A 15,471-nucleotide genomic window follows, 5' to 3' on the forward strand; every position below is an offset into this window, starting at 1 on the left:
TGCGCTCAGCGGCGGTGCGTAACAATGGGCGGCGTGACGTCCCCCCGTGATCTTGTGCTGCTGGGTTGTACCGGGTCGATCGGTACGCAGGCCATCGACATCGTGCGGCGCAACCCGGAGCGATTCCGGGTGGTGGCGCTGGGTGCCGGTGGCGGCAACATCGGGCTGCTCGCCGCCCAGGCGCTCGAACTCGGTGTCGACGTGGTCGGGGTGGCCAAGGCGTCCGCCGCGCAGGACCTTCAGCTGGCGTTCTACGCCGAGGCGAGCCGGCGGGGCTGGGCGAGCGGCGAGTTCAAGCTGCCCAAGATCGTGGCCGGGCCGGAGGCGATGACCGAGCTGGCCCAGTGGCCGTGTGACGTCGTGCTCAACGGGGTGGTGGGGTCGCTCGGGTTGGCGCCGACCCTGGCGGCGCTCCGCGCCGGGCGTACGCTCGCGCTGGCCAACAAGGAGTCGCTGGTGGCCGGCGGCTCGCTGGTCAAGGGCGCGGTGACGCGGCCGGAGCAGATCGTCCCTGTCGATTCGGAGCACTCGGCGTTGGCCCAGTGCCTGCGCGGCGGCACCCGGGGTGAGGTCCGCCGGCTGGTGGTGACCGCCAGCGGTGGGCCGTTCCGGGGTAGGCGGCGCGACGAGCTGACGGCGGTGACCCCGGAGCAGGCGCTGGCCCACCCGACCTGGACCATGGGGCCGGTCGTCACGATCAACTCGGCGACCATGGTCAACAAGGCGCTTGAGGTGATCGAGGCGCACGAGCTGTTCGACGTGCCGTACGCCGACATCACCGTGATGGTGCACCCCCAGTCGGTGATCCACTCGATGGTCGAGTTCGTCGACGGGTCGACGTTGGCGCAGGCCAGCCCGCCGGACATGCGGCTGCCGATCGCCCTGGGCCTCGGCTGGCCGGACCGGGTGCCGGAGGCCGCCGCCGCCGTCGACTGGACCACGGCGCACACCTGGGAGTTCGCGCCGCTTGACGACGAGGCGTTCCCGGCGGTGGCGCTGGCCAAGGCGGCCGGGGAGGGCGGTCGATGCCGGCCGGCGATCTACAACGCGGCGAACGAGGAGTGCGTGGCGGCGTTCGTCGCCGGGCGGCTGCCGTTCCTCGGCATCGTCGACACGTTGCAGCGCGTGTTGGAGGAGGCTCCCGATTTCGGCGAACCGGGTACCGTCGAGGACGTACTCGAAGCCGAGTCGTGGGCGCGCGCACACGCGCAGGAGATCATCGCTGCTGCGGTGGAAGGAGCTTGATGTCGTTCGCGTTCGGGGTGGTGCTGTTCGCCCTCGGCATTCTCATCTCGGTGAGCCTGCACGAGGCCGGGCACATGCTCACCGCCAAGGCCTTCGGCATGAAGGTCACCCGCTACTTCGTCGGCTTCGGCCCCACCCTCTGGTCGTTCAAGCGCGGCGAGACCGAGTACGGGATCAAGGGCATCCCGCTCGGTGGCTTCTGCAAGATCGTTGGGATGACGCCGCAGGACGACGACGTCGAGCCCGGTGACGAGAAGCGGGCCATGTGGCGCTACCCGGTGTGGAAGCGCACCATCGTGATGTCCGCCGGGTCGGTCACCCACTTCGGGTTGGCGATCTTCGCCGCCTGGCTGGCCGCGATGACCTTCGGCCTGCCCAACCCGGACCGCCCGACCACCGAGGAGCAGATCCGCAGCGAGCCGGCGGTGATCGCCCTCCAGGACTGCGTCCTGCCGGACACCACCTACCGCGAGTGCACCCCGAGCGACGCCGCCAGCCCGGCCGCCGCGGCCGGGCTCCGGAACGGCGACCGGATCACCTCGTTCAACGGCACCCCGGTCACCAACTACGGCGACCTGCTCACCGCCCTACGGACCGCCAGCCCGGGTGCCACCGCCACCCTCGGCTACGAGCGCGACGGCCAGGCCGGCACCGTCGACACCGTGCTGGGCACCACCAAGCGCCCCCCGATCGACAACCCGGACGGGCCGGTCACCGACGTTCCCGCGCTCGGCATCGGCCTGATCATCAGTACCCCCGGCCTGGTCAGCTACGGCCCGGTGGAGGCGGTCGGCGCGACCAGCACCTTCATCGGCGACATGGCGGTGGCCACCGCGCAGGCGTTGCAGCGGCTGCCGGAGAAGATCCCCGCGCTGTGGACCGCCATCACCGGCGGCGAGCGGGACATCGACACCCCGATCAGCGTGGTCGGCGCGAGCGTCCTCGGTGGCGAGGCGGTCGCCAACAACGCCTGGGAAATCTTCGTCATGCTGTTCATCTCGCTGAACTTCTTCATCGGGGTGTTCAACCTGCTGCCGCTGCTGCCACTGGACGGCGGCCACATCGCCATCGCCTGGTTCGAACGGGCCCGTTCCTGGCTGTACGCGCGGCTGCGCAAGCCCGACCCGGGTCGGGTGGACTACTTCAAGCTGATGCCCTTCACGTACGTGGTGATCCTGATCGGTGGGGTGTTCACCCTGCTCACCATCACCGCGGACGTGGTCAACCCGATCACCCTCTTCCCAAAGTGAGTGCCTGAAGTGACCGCTGTCAGTCTCGGTATGCCGCCCGTACCGCCGCCGCCGCTCGCGCCCCGCCGGGCCAGCCGCCAGATCATGGTCGGGTCCGTGCCGGTCGGCGGCGGCGCGCCGGTGTCCGTCCAGTCGATGACCACCACGTTGACCGCTGACGTGAACGCCACCCTTCAGCAGATCGCGGAGCTGACGGCGTCCGGGTGCCAGATCGTCCGGGTCGCGGTGCCCAGCCAGGACGACGTCGAGGCGCTGCCGGCGATCGCCAAGAAGTCGCAGATCCCGGTGATCGCGGACATTCACTTCCAGCCGAAGTACGTCTTCGCCGCGATCGACGCCGGGTGCGCGGCGGTCCGGGTCAACCCGGGCAACATCCGCCAGTTCGACGACAAGGTCAAGGAAATCGCGGCAGCGGCCTCCGCCGCCGGTACGCCGATCCGGATCGGGGTCAACGCCGGCTCGCTGGACAAGCGGCTGCTGGCCAAGTACGGCAGGGCCACGGCGGAGGCGCTCGTCGAGTCGGCGCTGTGGGAGTGCTCGCTGTTCGAGGAGCACGGCTTCCGGGACATCAAGATCTCGGTGAAGCACAACGACCCGGTGGTGATGATCCGGGCGTACCGGCAGCTCGCCGAGCAGTGCGATTACCCGCTGCACCTCGGCGTGACCGAGGCCGGGCCGGCGTTCCAGGGCACCATCAAGTCCGCGGTCGCCTTCGGGGCGCTGCTGGCCGAGGGGATCGGCGACACCATCCGGGTGTCGCTGTCCGCGCCGCCGGTCGAGGAGATCAAGGTCGGCAACCAGATCCTGGAGTCGCTCGGCCTGCGTGAGCGCGGCCTGGAGATCGTCTCCTGCCCGTCCTGCGGGCGGGCCCAGGTGGACGTCTACAAGCTGGCCGAGGAGGTCACCGCCGGCCTGGAAGGGCTGCCGGTGCCGCTGCGGGTCGCCGTGATGGGCTGCGTGGTCAACGGTCCCGGTGAGGCCCGCGAGGCCGACCTGGGGGTGGCCTCCGGCAACGGCAAGGGGCAGATCTTCGTCAAGGGCCAGGTCATCAAGACGGTGCCCGAGGGGCAGATCGTGGAGACCCTCATCGAGGAGGCGCTGCGGCTGGCCGACGAGATGGGCGCCGAACTGCCCGAGGAACTGCGCGACCTGATCCCCGGCGCCACCGTCACCGTGCACTGACGACGCGACAGGCGGGCGAGGGCGACCGGCCCGAGCGCGATCGGCAGGGTCGTGGGCGGCGCGGGCGCGGCCGGACGTACGAGGGCGGCCATCCACTGGGTGGCCGCCCTCGGCGCGTACCGGGTCACTCGGATTCGGCGAGGATCGCGTACAGCTTGCGGCGGGTCTCGTCGAGCACCTGGGCGGCGCGTTCCCGCTGATCGTCGGTGCCCGTCATCATCACCTGGCGCAGCGCCTGCATCGCCTGCATGCCGGCGTGACGAATGTCGTGCCAGCTGTTGATGGTGTCCTCCGCGACCTCCGCCCAGGGCGGCGTCTGGGCCGCCTCGTCGGCCTCGGCGCGGCCCTGCTCGGTGAGGGTGAACCGCTTCCGGCCACCGCCGGACTCCTCGGTGGCGACGACGACGCCCTCGTCTTCCAGCAACTGGAGCGTTGGGTAGATCGAACCGGGGCTCGGCCGCCAGCTTCCGCCGGTGCGCGAGTCGATTTCCTGGATCATCTCGTAGCCGTGCATCGGCCGCTCGGTGAGCAAAGCCAGTACGGCGTTGCGGACGTTGGGCCGGCGTCCCCGGCCCCGTCCGCGACCGCCCCGACCGTGCCCGAACCCGTGCCCGCCCGGCGGAAACGGCGGCCCCGGCGGGAAGGGCGGAAAACCGAACCCCCGCATCCGCCCTTCGTGCAGCCCATGCCCACGTCGATGGAACTTCATCAGACTGTTCTCCTTCGCGACACTATCACTGATGCATCAACGATATATCGCCAACACAACGCCGACAACTCACTGCCGCCCGCCCCGCCTTGTTGACCAAAAGTTTGGGTCGAGATGGAGGCCCGCGGACGGCGAAAGCTCCTTGATCAAGGGGGTGGGAGGGGGAGCGGGTGGGGTGGGGTTGCGGTCTGCCGACAGAAAGTGAACGAATCTGGCAGGCTGGTAACCGTGCTGACGGCGCCGGTGCGGCAAATCGGGGAATCGGAACGGCGTGCGGTCGAGCGGCTGCTCGATCTCGACCCGTTCGCTAGCGCGCAGGTCGCGGAGCGGGTCGCCGCGCGTGGGCTGGCCTGGTGGCGGGCCGAGGGCCGGGTCCTGGGGTACGGTTCCCGCCGCCACCTCGAATCCGTCTGTTGGCTCGGCGGCAACCTCACCCCGGTGCTGGCCGGCCCACAGGCCATTGCCGCCTTCGCCGACCTGCTGGCCGGCGAGGAACGGCTCTGCTCCTCGATCGTCGGGCGCGCCGACGCCGTGCTGCAACTGTGGGAGCGGCTCTCCGACACCTGGGGACCGGCCCGCGACGTACGCCCGAACCAGCCGTTGCTGGTCACCGACGCGCTGCCCTCGATCCCCGTCGACCCGCAGGTACGCCGGGTGCACAGCGGCGAACTCGACAGGCTCTTCCCGGCGGCCGTGGCGATGTACACCGAGGAGGTCGGCATCTCACCGTTGGTCGACGACGGCGGGCGCGGGTACCGGCGCCGGGTCACCGAGATGATCCGCTCGGGTCGGGCGTACGCCCGCTTCGTCGACGGCCGGGTGGTGTTCAAGGCCGAACTGGCGGTCGTCACCCGGCGCACCGCGCAGGTCCAGGGGGTGTGGGTGGCACCCGAGTGGCGCGGGCGGGGCATCGCCACCGCCGCGATGGCGGCGGTGGTCCGTGACGCGCTGGCCCGGGTCGCCCCGACGGTCAGCCTGTACGTCAACGACTTCAACCTGCCCGCCCGGCGGGTCTACCAGCGCTGCGGCTTCCGCCCGGTCGGCGCGCTGGCGACCGTGCTGTTCTGAGCCGGCCCGCCGGTCGGCGGAGATCCTCGTCACGCCCCGCCACCGGCGAAAATGCGTTGAGTCAGGCGGCCGGGCGAAGCAGGCTGGAAACTCCGCCACCAGACCGGAGGAAACCGACGCATGCGCCTGCTCCGTGATCTGTGGGTCACCTCCTCGCGTCGGATGACCCTGGTGGTCGTCCTGATCCTGCTCGGCGGCATCGGCCAGGCGGCCACCGCCGCGCTCGCCGGGCCGGTGCTGCTGAATCGCTCCGTCGGGTTCTTCCTGCTGCTGTCGGTGGCGTTGGTCGCGGCGGTCGTCAGCGACCTGGTGGTCAGCCTGGTGATGGCCGGCGTGACCGCCGACTGGTCCGCCGACCTGCGTCGCCGACTGTGCCGGGTGGCGCTGGGGCAGCCCGTACCCACCCTGGAGACGACCCCGGTGGGGGAGATGCTCGACCGCATCGACGGCGACGTCTACGACGTCGCCTCCGGGGTGCGCGGTCCCGGCGTACGGCTGGCCCAGGCGCTGGCCGTCGGCCTGCTGTCCACGCTCGTCGCGCTCACCGTCTGGTGGCCGGCCGGGATCGGCATGCTGCTGCTCTGCGTCCTGCTCGCGGTCACCCTGCGCCGTCCAGCCGCCCGGATCGCCCCGGCCCGGATGCACGAGGAGGCGGCCTGGTCGGATCTCGCGGCGGTGATGGAGGAGGCGATCCACGGCCAGGACGACGTACGCACGAGTCTGGCCCGGCCGTACGTGCTTCGCCTGTACGCCCGCCGGGCAGCCGAGGTGCTGCGCCGGGGCCTGCGGGTGTGGCAGATGTCGGCGCAGGTCAACACCGTCGCCGCCGGGGTGACCCGGGCCGGGGTGGCGGTGGTCGTGCTCGGCGGGGTGTGGGCGTTGACCACCGGCCGGGTCGACGCCGCCCGGATGACCGCGATCTGGCTGCTCGCGCTCTCCCTCGGCATGACCGTCGAGCACGTCAGCCGGATGGTGCCGGAGGTGCAGTACGCCCTCGGCGCGTGGGGGCGGGTCCAACTGCTCTCGGCGGCGCCGCAGGAACCCATCGGCGGTGCCGCCCCCAGCGACGGCGACCTGGTCATCCGCGACCTCACCTACCGGTACCCGAGCACCGGCCCGGACGCCGATCGCGGGCCGGCGCTGCGTGACATCGACCTGACCTTCGTGCGGGGCCGCTCGTACGCACTGGTCGGCCGGACCGGGTCGGGCAAGTCGACGCTGGCCAAGTTGCTCACCCGGGCGGTCGACGTGCCACCGGGGACGGTCCTGCTGGGCGGGCGTGACGTGCTCGACCTCGACGTGGAGCAGCTGCGCCGGTGGATCGCCGTGGTGCCGCAGCGTACCGAGATCCTCGCCGGCACCCTCGCCGAGAATGTGGCGCTGTTCGATCCCGAACTGCTCGACGCCGCCGCGCGGGCCCTGGACGAGCTGGGGCTGGCCAACTGGATCGCGGAGCTGCCGGCCGGCCTGAACACCCGCCTCGGCGAGGGCGGCCACGTGCTCTCGGCCGGTCAGGAGCAGCTGGTCGCCTTCGCCCGGATCCTGGTCCGGGATCCGCACGTGGTGATCCTCGACGAGGCCACCGCCCGGCTCGACCCGGTCACCGAGACCCGGGTGCAGCAGGCCACCGAGCGCCTGCTGCACGACCGGATCGGCATCGTCATCGCCCACCGGCTGTCGTCGGTGAGCCGCTGCGACGAGGTGGTGGTGCTGGCCGACGGCGCGGTGGTCGAGGCCGCACCGCTGGCCGAGTCGCGGCGCTTCGCCGAACTCCTCGCCGCCGGTCACGCGGGTGGTGTCGCGGGAGATGCTGCCGGTCATGCGGGTGGTGCTGCCGGCGACGTCGAGGTCGACCTGCTGGCCGGGTCGGGCTGGTCGCGGCCGGAACCGGTGCTGGTCGGTGCCCATCCGGCGGACGCGGCGATCGCAGCCGACTCGGGCGACCCGAGAGGGCTGCTGATCGCGGACATCCGGCCCCCCGGTCTGCCGGAGGCGAGCGATCCGCTGGCCGACGCCGTGCGGACGGACCCGCCGACCGGAGCCGTCGTACCTGCCACACCCGTGGTCGGACCCGAGCCGGTCGAGCCGGCGGAGGGCCGGGAGACCGGGGGACACGAGGTGGGCGGACGTGAGCTCGGCGGACCGCCACTCGACCAGAGGACGGGCGGCACTGGCGACCAGCGACCCGCCTCCCGGGCACGGACCCTGCGGGAGATCGGTCGGCTCTGCCTCAACGATCCCCGGTACGGCGCGGCGGCGGTGGGCATCTTCGCCGTGCTGGCGATCCTCGGCCTGGACGGGCCGGTGCTCGCCTGGTTGTGGGCCGACGTGGTCGACGGCACCGGCGACCCCTGGCTGCCCGCCCTGGGCATCGCGGCTGGGCTGATCATCGCCATCCCGGCGCACTACTGGACCCACCTGTGGTTCCCGGCCTGGTGGGTACGGCAGATGCTGCGGATAAGCGCGCGCCTGGTGCACGGCCAGACCGGCCCGCGCCGGGTCAGCCGGCACACCCCCGCCGAGGTGGTGGCCCAGGGCGGCGACACCGAGCGGGTCGTCCAACTCGCCGACAACGTGCTCGACCAGACCGTCGGCCTGATCCTGCTGGTCGCCATGACGTTGATCACCGACAGCGTGGTGCCGGGACTGTTCTTCCTCGGCACCATGGTGCTCTCCGGGCTGGCCGCCACGGCGTTCGGGCCGAGGCTGGAACGGGCGGCACGGGACACCGTCGCGGCGCGGGCGGCCTTCGCCACCGCCCTGGTCTCGACCCTGTCGGCGGCGCGCACGGTGAAGCTGGCCGGGGCCACCCGACCGGTGCTGACCCACCTCGCCAACCTCGACACCGTGCGCAGCGAACGGCAGCGCCGGGAGATCGCCGTGCAGGTCTGGGCGCGCTCCACGCCGGCAGTGGCCAGCGGGCTGTTCCCGATCGGCGTGTGGGCGTTGTTCCTGGCCGGCGGGCTCTCCGCCGGGGCGGCTCTGGTCTCGGTCGCCACGTTGGGCGCGGCCCGCTGGTTCGCCTGGACCACCGCCTCGTTGATCTCCCAGGTGCCGTCGGCGCGGGTATGGACCCGGCGGACGGCGGAGATGACCGGGATCGAGGCGTACTCGGCCCGGGTGCCCGGGGTAGACCTGGCGGCCGGCACGGCTCCGGCCCCGACGGCGCCACCGCGTAACCCGCTGCGGCGGCTGGAACTGGTCGGTTTCGGCGTCCGGCACACCGACGGCACCGTCGCCGTACGCGACGTGGACCTCACCGTGGCACGCGGTCAACTGGTCCTCGTGGTCGGACCGGTCGGCTCGGGCAAGTCGTCGCTGCTGCGGGCCCTCGCCGGCATCGCCCCGCACACCGGGCTGCTGAGCTGGAACGACGAGCCGGTGACCGAGCCGGAGCTGTTCCTGCGTCCCAACCAGGTCGGCTACGTCGGTCAGTTGCCCCGGGTGCTCTCCGGCACGGTCGCCGAGAACATCACCCTCGGGCATCAGGTGGACGCCGCGCACGCGGTCAGCACCGCCCAGCTCGAACACGACCTGGCCGCCACCGGCAGCGGGCTGGGCCTGCTCATCGGGCACAAGGGCACCCGGTTGTCCGGTGGGCAGCTGCAACGGCTGGCGCTGGCTCGGGCGCTGGCTCCACGTACCGAGCTGCTGGTGGCCGATGACGTCTCCTCCGCGCTGGACGTCACCACCGAGCTGGCGCTGTGGCAGGCGTTGCGGGACCGCGGTGTCACAGTGGTCGGCTCCACCTCGAAACGAGCCGCCCTCGTGCGGGCCGACCACGTGGTGGTGCTCGTCGCCGGCACGGTGGCCGCCCAGGGCCCCTGGCGTGACCTGGAACAGCACTGGGGCCACCTGGCCGGCTGACCTGCCGGCGGGTCTCGGCCTGCGGCGGCGGGAACGGCGAGTCGGTCACCGCTGCGGGTCGTCTCGCCGCCGTCCTGACGGGACCGATGGCCCGGTCGGCCACGGCGGACGGGTGGTCCGCTTCGCAGGGGCGGTCGGTGTGACGGCGGGCCGAGGCGCGGTCAGGGTGAGGGCGGTGGCGAGACCCCAGAGCGCGGCCACCGCCAGCAGCAGCCGCTCCAGCACCCCGACCAGGGAACCCCGCCCGGCGAACAGCATGGCCAGGCCGACCGCGCCCGCGAGCGGTAGCGCGACGGTGGCCGCGAGGACGGCGATCCGGCGCAGCGGGCGCCGCGCCGTCGGGGCGAGAACGATGGTGATCATCGCGAAGACCACAGCTGCCGTGGCGGCGATGCTGGCCCCGCCGTGCACCAGGTCGGCAACTGTGGCCCGCTCGAACGGCGGCAACGGACAGCCGGCGCTGCAGGTCACCGCCCCGGACAGGAGCGTCGCCAGACCGCTCGCGACGAGCAACCCGGCCGCGACGCGCGGCCCTCGGTCGCCGGACCGCAGCGCGGCGGCCAGCAGTAGCAACGCCGTGGCCAGGGCGAAGACGCCGATCCGGTACGTCCAGGCGTAGCCGCTGCCGACGACACCGGCCTCGCTGACGTACCCGGTCAGACCTGGACCCGGACCGGCGACCACGGCGAGCGTCACCGCGGCCACCCCGACGCCGACGCAGCCGGCGGCGGCACCGGCGGCCAGTCGCGCCGCCGTTCGCTCAGCCACGCCCGTGCGGCGTCGTCCAGCCGTGCAGGTCCGGCCCGAGTGGGACGATCCCGGTCGGGTTGATCTCGTTGTGGGTGGCGTAGTAGTGCCGCTTGATGTGGTCGAAGTCGACGGTCTCCCCGAAACCGGGGGTCTGGAACAGGTCCCGGGCGTACGCCCACAACACCGGCAGTTCGGCGAGTTTCTGCCGATTGCACTTGAAGTGTCCGTGGTACGCCACGTCGAAGCGGACCAGCGTGGTGAACAGGCGCACGTCCGCCTCGGTGATCGAGTCACCCATCAGGTAGCGCCGGCCGGCCAACCGCTCCGACAACGCGTCCAGCCGGCCGAACAGCGCCTCGAACGCCTCGTCGTACGCCTGCTGGGTGGTGGCGAAGCCACACCGGTACACGCCGTTGTTGACGTCCCGGTGGATCTCGGCCATCAGCGCGTCCATCTCCGGGCGCAGCTCGACCGGGTAGAGGTCCGGCGCGTCCGGGGCGTGCAACTGCCGCCACTCGGTGGACAGGTCCAGGGTCAGTTGCGGGTAGTCGTTGGTGACCACCCGGCCGGTGCGGGTGTCCACCAGCGCCGGCACGGTGACCCGGCCGGTGTAGTCCGGATCGGTGGCCAGGTACGCCTCGGAGAGGAAGCCGATGCCCAGCACCGGATCGAAACCGTCCGGGTCGAGGGCGAACCGCCATCCGCGATCGTCCCGGATCGGATCGACGGTGCCCAGCGAGATGGCGTCGGTCAGCCCGAGCAGGTTCCGCACGATCAGGGCCCGGTGCGCCCACGGGCAGGCCCGGCACCAGATCAGCCGGTAGCGGCCCGGCTCCAGCGGCCAGCGGTCCTGCTCGTCCGGCCCGCCGCCAGGCGGTGCGGTCGAGTGCGGGGTGACCCGACCGGTGAACCGGTTGGGTTGGCGGACGAACGCGCCGCCGCCGCTGGTTTCCGCGCTGAACTGGGCCCGTGCCATGCCCACAACCTATCGGCACCCGCCGGGGATATCCTGGCCGTCGGTGAGTCCCCGTGGACCCGGTGGACGCGCCCCCGCACCCCTTCCCATCCCCCCGAAGGACTCGCGATGACCGTGGCATACCTGGTGGCCGGTGTCCGCACCCCGATCGGCCGGTACGCCGGCGCGCTGGCCGGCGTACGCCCCGACGACCTGGCCGCCCACGTGATCCGCGAGCTGGTCGCGCGGCACCCGTCGGTGGACTGGGCGCGTACCGACGACGTGGTGCTCGGCTGCGCCAACCAGGCCGGTGAGGACAACCGCAACGTGGCCCGGATGGCGGCTCTGCTCGGCGGGCTGCCCGAGCAGGTGCCGGGCAGCACGGTCAACCGGCTCTGCGGCTCCGGCCTGGACGCGCTGGCCACCGCCGCCCGGTCGATCGTGGCCGGCGAGGCGGACCTGGTCGTCGCGGGCGGGGTGGAGAGCATGAGCCGGGCGCCGTTCGTCATGCCGAAGGCGACCACCGCGTTCTCCCGGTCCGCCGAGATGTACGACACCACGATCGGTTGGCGGCTGGTGAACCCGTTGATGGAGCGGGGCTGGGGCATCGACTCGATGCCTGAGACGGCGGAGAACGTGGCCGCCGAGTACGGCGTGGACCGGGCGGCGCAGGACGAGTTCGCGTACCGCTCGCAGTTGCGGGCCGCCAAGGCCCAGGCCGACGGGCGGTTGGCCGAGGAGATCGTGCCGGTGACCGTGCCGGCGGGCCGGCGGGAGACCCGGCTGGTCGAGGTCGACGAGCACCCCCGACAGACCTCGCTGGAGAAACTGGCGGCGCTGCCCACCCCGTTCCGCGACGGCGGCACGGTGACCGCGGGCAACTCCTCCGGCGTCAATGACGGCGCGGTGGCGCTGCTGGTCGCCTCGGAGGCGGCCGTCGCCGCGTACGGTCTGACTCCGTTGGCCCGGGTGACCGGCACGGCGGCAGCCGGCGTGCCGCCCCGGGTCATGGGCATCGGGCCGGTTCCGGCGACCCGGCGGCTGCTGGACCGGCAGGGGTTGGCGCTCACCGACATCGACGTGATCGAGCTGAACGAGGCGTTCGCCGCCCAGTCCGTCGCGGTGCTGCGCGAACTCGGCCTGCCCGAGGACGCGGAGCACGTCAACCCCAACGGTGGCGCGATCGCCCTTGGCCACCCGCTCGGTGCCAGCGGTGCCCGGCTCGCCCTCACCGCCGCGTTGGAGCTGCGCCGACGCGGTGCGCGGCGGGCGCTGGCCACCATGTGCATCGGGGTGGGGCAGGGCATCGCGCTGCTGCTGGAGGCCGCCTGAGCCGCCGGTGCCGGCGGTAGATCGGGAAAAGGCCGTTGTGGATCTCCCCCCGCGCCACGGACCCGCCTAGAGTGGTCAGCATCACGATCCACGGCGACGACGTGAGGTGCAGCCAGTGCAGAAGCCGGACGAACTCCCCGCCGAGATCGACCTCTCCCGGCCCAGCGCGGCGCGGGTGTACGACTACTTCCTCGGCGGTGCCCACAACTTCGACATCGACCGGAAACTGGCCGAGCAGATCGCGACCATGACGCCGAACCTGCCGGCGACCATGCGGGCCGGGCGGGAGTTCCTGCGCCGGGCCGTGCGCGCCCTGCTCGACGCCGGTATCGACCAGTTCCTGGACATCGGCTCGGGCATCCCCACGGTCGGCAACGTGCACGAGGTCGCCCAGGCCACGAACCCGAAGGCCCGGGTGGTCTACGTCGACATCGACCCGGTCGCGGTGGCGCACAGCCGGGAACTGCTCGCCGGCAACGAGTCGACCGGCGTCATCCACGCCGACCTGCGGGACCCGGAACGGATCCTGGCCGAGGCCCGCAAGCTCGACCTGCTCGACTTCGACCGGCCGCTGGGCATCCTGCTCGCCGGGGTGGTGCACTTCGTGCCGGACACCGACCACCCCGGTGACATCCTGGCCACCCTGCGTGCGGCCGCCGCCCACGGCAGCCACCTGGTCATCTCACACTCCACCTTCGAGGACCAGCCGCAGGAGATGCTGGACGCGCAACGACTGTCGGCGCGTACCGCCACGGAGATCACCCTCCGCTCGCGGGCCGAGATAACCGCATTCTTCGGCGACTGGACCATCGTGGACCCCGGGGTGGTGCACATGGAGTTGTGGCGACCCGACTCGTCGTCCGAGGTCACCGCCGACGGGCAGCGCTTCGGTGCCTTCGGTGGTGTCGCCCGGAACGACCGGCCCGCCGGCTGATCCGATGGCCGCCGTGGGTGCCTCCGGCGGGAACACCGTCGATCCGGCCGGCGCCCAGCGGTACGCCGCCGACTGGGCGCGGGCCGTACGCCGGCTCGGTTTCGTGCCGCTGAGCGCGGCCGAGACCGAGCGGCTGATGCTCGGGCACACCGTCCGGCTGGCGGAGGTGCTGCTCTCCGCCGAGTCGCCGGCTGCGGCTGCGGAGGAGATCGGGCGCTCACTCGTCGGCGCGCACCTCACCGAACCGGGCGTCATCGAGTGGTCGGTGCGTAACCTCGGCGAGCGGTTCCGGACCGAGGTGCTCGCCGCCTTGGCCGCGCGGCCGGGGCTGGACGAGCGGATCGCGGTGGTGCAGGGTGCCCTCGCGGCCGGCTTCGCCCGCGCGTTGCGCGAGCGGACCTTCGTCGAGCAGGAGGGGATCGCCCGCGCGATGTGGCAGGCGCGCGACGACGCCGAGGCCGCGCTGCGTGACAGCGAGGCCCGCTTCCGGGCGGTCTTCGACGGCGCGGCCATCGGCATCGGCATCGCCGGAGTCGACGGGACGATCATCGACGTCAACCACGCCTTCGCCGACATGCTCGGCTACTCGGTCGAGGAACTGCGGCAGCTCAATGTGGCGTCGCTGTTCCACGCCGACGACGCGGCCGGCATGTGGGAGTTGTACCAGGAACTGATCGAGGGCAAGCACGACGCGGCCCGGGTCCAGAAGCGCTACTACCGCAAGGACGGCAGCGCCGTCTGGACCGACCTGGCTGTCTCGCTGATCCGGCACGACGACGGCCGGCCCCGGTTCACCGTGGCCGTGGTCGAGGACATCACCGAACGGTACGAACTCCAGCAGCGGTTGCGCTTCCAGGCGCTGCACGATCCGCTGACCGGCCTGCCGAACCGGACGCTGTTCTTCGACACGCTGGCCGGCCTGGTGGAGCAACCCGACGCGCCGGGCCGGGTTGGTGTCTGCTTCCTCGACCTGGACGGATTCAAGGCGATAAACGACAGTCTCGGGCACGCCCTCGGCGACCGGCTGCTCGTGATGATCGCCCGACGGTTGGCCGACTGCGTGGCCGAGCAGGGCTATCTGGTCGCCCGGATGGGCGGCGACGAGTTCGTCATCCTGGTCGACGGGATCGGCGCCATCGAGGACGTGATCGCGGTGGCCGAGTCGGCCCTGGCCGCCGTCGCCGCGCCGGTGTGCGTCGGCGACCAGCAGCTCGCCGTCTCGGCGAGCATCGGCATCGTCGACTCGGCGGTCGCCGGCACCAGCGTGGTGGATTTGATGAAGGCGGCCGACACCACCCTCTACTGGGCGAAGGCGGAGGGGCGTGACCGGTGGGCGGTCTACGATCCCGAGCGCAGCGCCCGGGACATCGCCCGGTCGGAGCTGAGCGCCGGGCTGCCGGCGGCCCTGGACCGGGGCGAGTTCGTGCTGCACTACCAGCCGATCGTGTCCCTGCTAGACGGGCGCGTGCTGGCCGTCGAGGCGCTCGTCCGCTGGCAGCATCCGCAACTGGGACTTGTCGGTCCGGACCGGTTCATCGGGCTCGCCGAGGAGACCGGCCTGATCGTCCGTCTGGGCGAGTGGGTGCTGCGGCAGGCGTGCCGCGACGCCCACCGGTGGCACACCGAGTTTCCCGACGCCAGGCTGGTGGTGAGCGTCAACCTGGCCGCCCGTCAGGCTGACCGCCCGGCGATCGTGGACACCGTGGCCGATGCGCTGGCCAGCAGCGGCCTGCCGGCGGAGCTGCTGCAACTGGAGCTGACCGAGAGCGCGGTGATGGGGTCCGCCGGTGAGCCGCTGCGGACCCTGCACCGGCTCGCCGCGCTGGGCGTACGGCTGGCTGTGGACGACTTCGGCACCGGGTACTCGAATCTGGCGTACCTGCGCCGGCTGCCGATCACCTGCCTGAAGCTGGCCGGTCCGTTCGTGGAGGGAATCCGGGGCACCGAGCCGGCCGACGCCGACCACCGCGACGAACGCATCGTCGACGCGCTGGTGCGGCTGGCCCACGCGCTGGAACTCTGGGTCACGGCGGAGGCGGTAGAGACCGAGGCACAGGCGGAACGGTTGCGAGCGCTGCGGTGCGACACCGCGCAGGGCCGGCTGTTCGGCCCGCCGGGTCCGGCGGAGACGGTGGTGGCCCGGTTGCGTGGCGACGAACCGCGATGATCGGACCGTGAC

Annotated in this window: 11 protein-coding genes; 8 read left to right on the forward strand and 3 right to left on the reverse strand. The window is 72.2% G+C overall.

The genetic code is table 11. The annotated features are described in order from the left end of the window. Positions 1-33 precede the first annotated feature (33 nt). From dxr to ispG, 3 genes are read left to right on the forward strand one after another with little or no spacing between them, the layout of a single operon-like run. Entirely contained in the window at positions 34-1,245 is a 1,212-nt protein-coding gene (gene dxr, locus O7601_RS13410) for a 1-deoxy-D-xylulose-5-phosphate reductoisomerase (protein ID WP_281566473.1), read from the forward strand. Next, on the forward strand, positions 1,245-2,495 hold the full coding sequence (locus O7601_RS13415; RefSeq protein ID WP_281566474.1) for a site-2 protease family protein: 1,251 nt from the start codon (positions 1,245-1,247) through the stop codon (positions 2,493-2,495). Before dxr ends, O7601_RS13415 begins: the two co-directional genes overlap by 1 nt. Positions 2,496-2,504: 9 nt before the next feature. Next, the gene (ispG, locus tag O7601_RS13420) at positions 2,505-3,677 is read left to right on the forward strand and encodes a flavodoxin-dependent (E)-4-hydroxy-3-methylbut-2-enyl-diphosphate synthase (RefSeq protein WP_281566475.1); all 1,173 of its coding nucleotides are present in this window, start codon (positions 2,505-2,507) and stop codon (positions 3,675-3,677) included. Between the two features lie 124 nt (positions 3,678-3,801). Here ispG and O7601_RS13425 read toward each other — a convergent pair whose 3' ends face one another. Then, a complete protein-coding gene (locus tag O7601_RS13425; protein ID WP_281566476.1) occupies positions 3,802-4,386 on the reverse strand; it encodes a PadR family transcriptional regulator in 585 nt (194 codons plus the stop codon). Positions 4,387-4,614: 228 nt separating this feature from the next. Between O7601_RS13425 and O7601_RS13430 the strand changes: the two genes are divergently transcribed. Both O7601_RS13430 and O7601_RS13435 read left to right on the forward strand, forming a co-directional pair. Further along, on the forward strand, positions 4,615-5,454 hold the full coding sequence (locus O7601_RS13430) for a DUF4081 domain-containing GNAT family N-acetyltransferase (protein WP_281566477.1): 840 nt from the start codon (positions 4,615-4,617) through the stop codon (positions 5,452-5,454). Between the two features lie 120 nt (positions 5,455-5,574). Beyond that, on the forward strand, positions 5,575-9,321 hold the full coding sequence (locus tag O7601_RS13435; RefSeq protein ID WP_281566478.1) for an ABC transporter ATP-binding protein: 3,747 nt from the start codon (positions 5,575-5,577) through the stop codon (positions 9,319-9,321). A gap of 45 nt (positions 9,322-9,366) precedes the next feature. On the opposite strand, the gene O7601_RS13440 is transcribed toward O7601_RS13435, so the two are convergent. Together O7601_RS13440 and O7601_RS13445 are read right to left on the reverse strand one after the other, a co-directional pair. After that, a complete protein-coding gene (locus tag O7601_RS13440; RefSeq protein ID WP_281566479.1) occupies positions 9,367-10,089 on the reverse strand; it encodes a DUF998 domain-containing protein in 723 nt (240 codons plus the stop codon). Continuing rightward, entirely contained in the window at positions 10,082-11,047 is a 966-nt protein-coding gene (locus tag O7601_RS13445) for a glutathione S-transferase C-terminal domain-containing protein (protein ID WP_281566480.1), read from the reverse strand. Before O7601_RS13445 ends, O7601_RS13440 begins: the two co-directional genes overlap by 8 nt. Before the next feature lie 108 nt (positions 11,048-11,155). On the opposite strand from O7601_RS13445, the gene pcaF reads away from it, so the two are divergent. The 3 genes from pcaF to O7601_RS13460 all read left to right on the forward strand — a co-directional run bounded on the left by pcaF (position 11,156) and on the right by O7601_RS13460 (position 15,459). Next, positions 11,156-12,358 (forward strand): 3-oxoadipyl-CoA thiolase, encoded by a 1,203-nt coding sequence (gene pcaF / locus O7601_RS13450; RefSeq protein WP_281566481.1) that lies wholly within the window; start codon positions 11,156-11,158, stop codon positions 12,356-12,358. Positions 12,359-12,473: 115 nt separating this feature from the next. Beyond that, entirely contained in the window at positions 12,474-13,292 is an 819-nt protein-coding gene (locus O7601_RS13455) for an SAM-dependent methyltransferase (RefSeq protein ID WP_281566482.1), read from the forward strand. A gap of 4 nt (positions 13,293-13,296) precedes the next feature. Further along, positions 13,297-15,459: an EAL domain-containing protein gene (locus O7601_RS13460; RefSeq protein ID WP_281566483.1), complete on the forward strand. Its 2,163-nt coding sequence runs from the start codon at positions 13,297-13,299 to the stop codon at positions 15,457-15,459. Positions 15,460-15,471: the final 12 nt, after the last annotated feature.

This window comes from Verrucosispora sp. WMMD573, assembly GCF_027497175.1.
Taxonomy (GTDB): domain Bacteria; phylum Actinomycetota; class Actinomycetes; order Mycobacteriales; family Micromonosporaceae; genus Micromonospora.

Bases quoted from the DNA above. Each gene is read 5' to 3' on its own strand.
- O7601_RS13415 (WP_281566474.1), top strand. From the start codon at position 1,245: ATGTCGTTCGCGTTCGGGGTGGTGCTGTTCGCCCTCGGCATTCTCATC.
- O7601_RS13425 (WP_281566476.1), bottom strand. From the start codon at position 4,386: ATGAAGTTCCATCGACGTGGGCATGGGCTGCACGAAGGGCGGATGCGG.
- O7601_RS13435 (WP_281566478.1), top strand. From the start codon at position 5,575: ATGCGCCTGCTCCGTGATCTGTGGGTCACCTCCTCGCGTCGGATGACC.
- O7601_RS13445 (WP_281566480.1), bottom strand. From the start codon at position 11,047: ATGGCACGGGCCCAGTTCAGCGCGGAAACCAGCGGCGGCGGCGCGTTC.
- pcaF (WP_281566481.1), top strand. From the start codon at position 11,156: ATGACCGTGGCATACCTGGTGGCCGGTGTCCGCACCCCGATCGGCCGG.
- O7601_RS13460 (WP_281566483.1), top strand. From the start codon at position 13,297: ATGGCCGCCGTGGGTGCCTCCGGCGGGAACACCGTCGATCCGGCCGGC.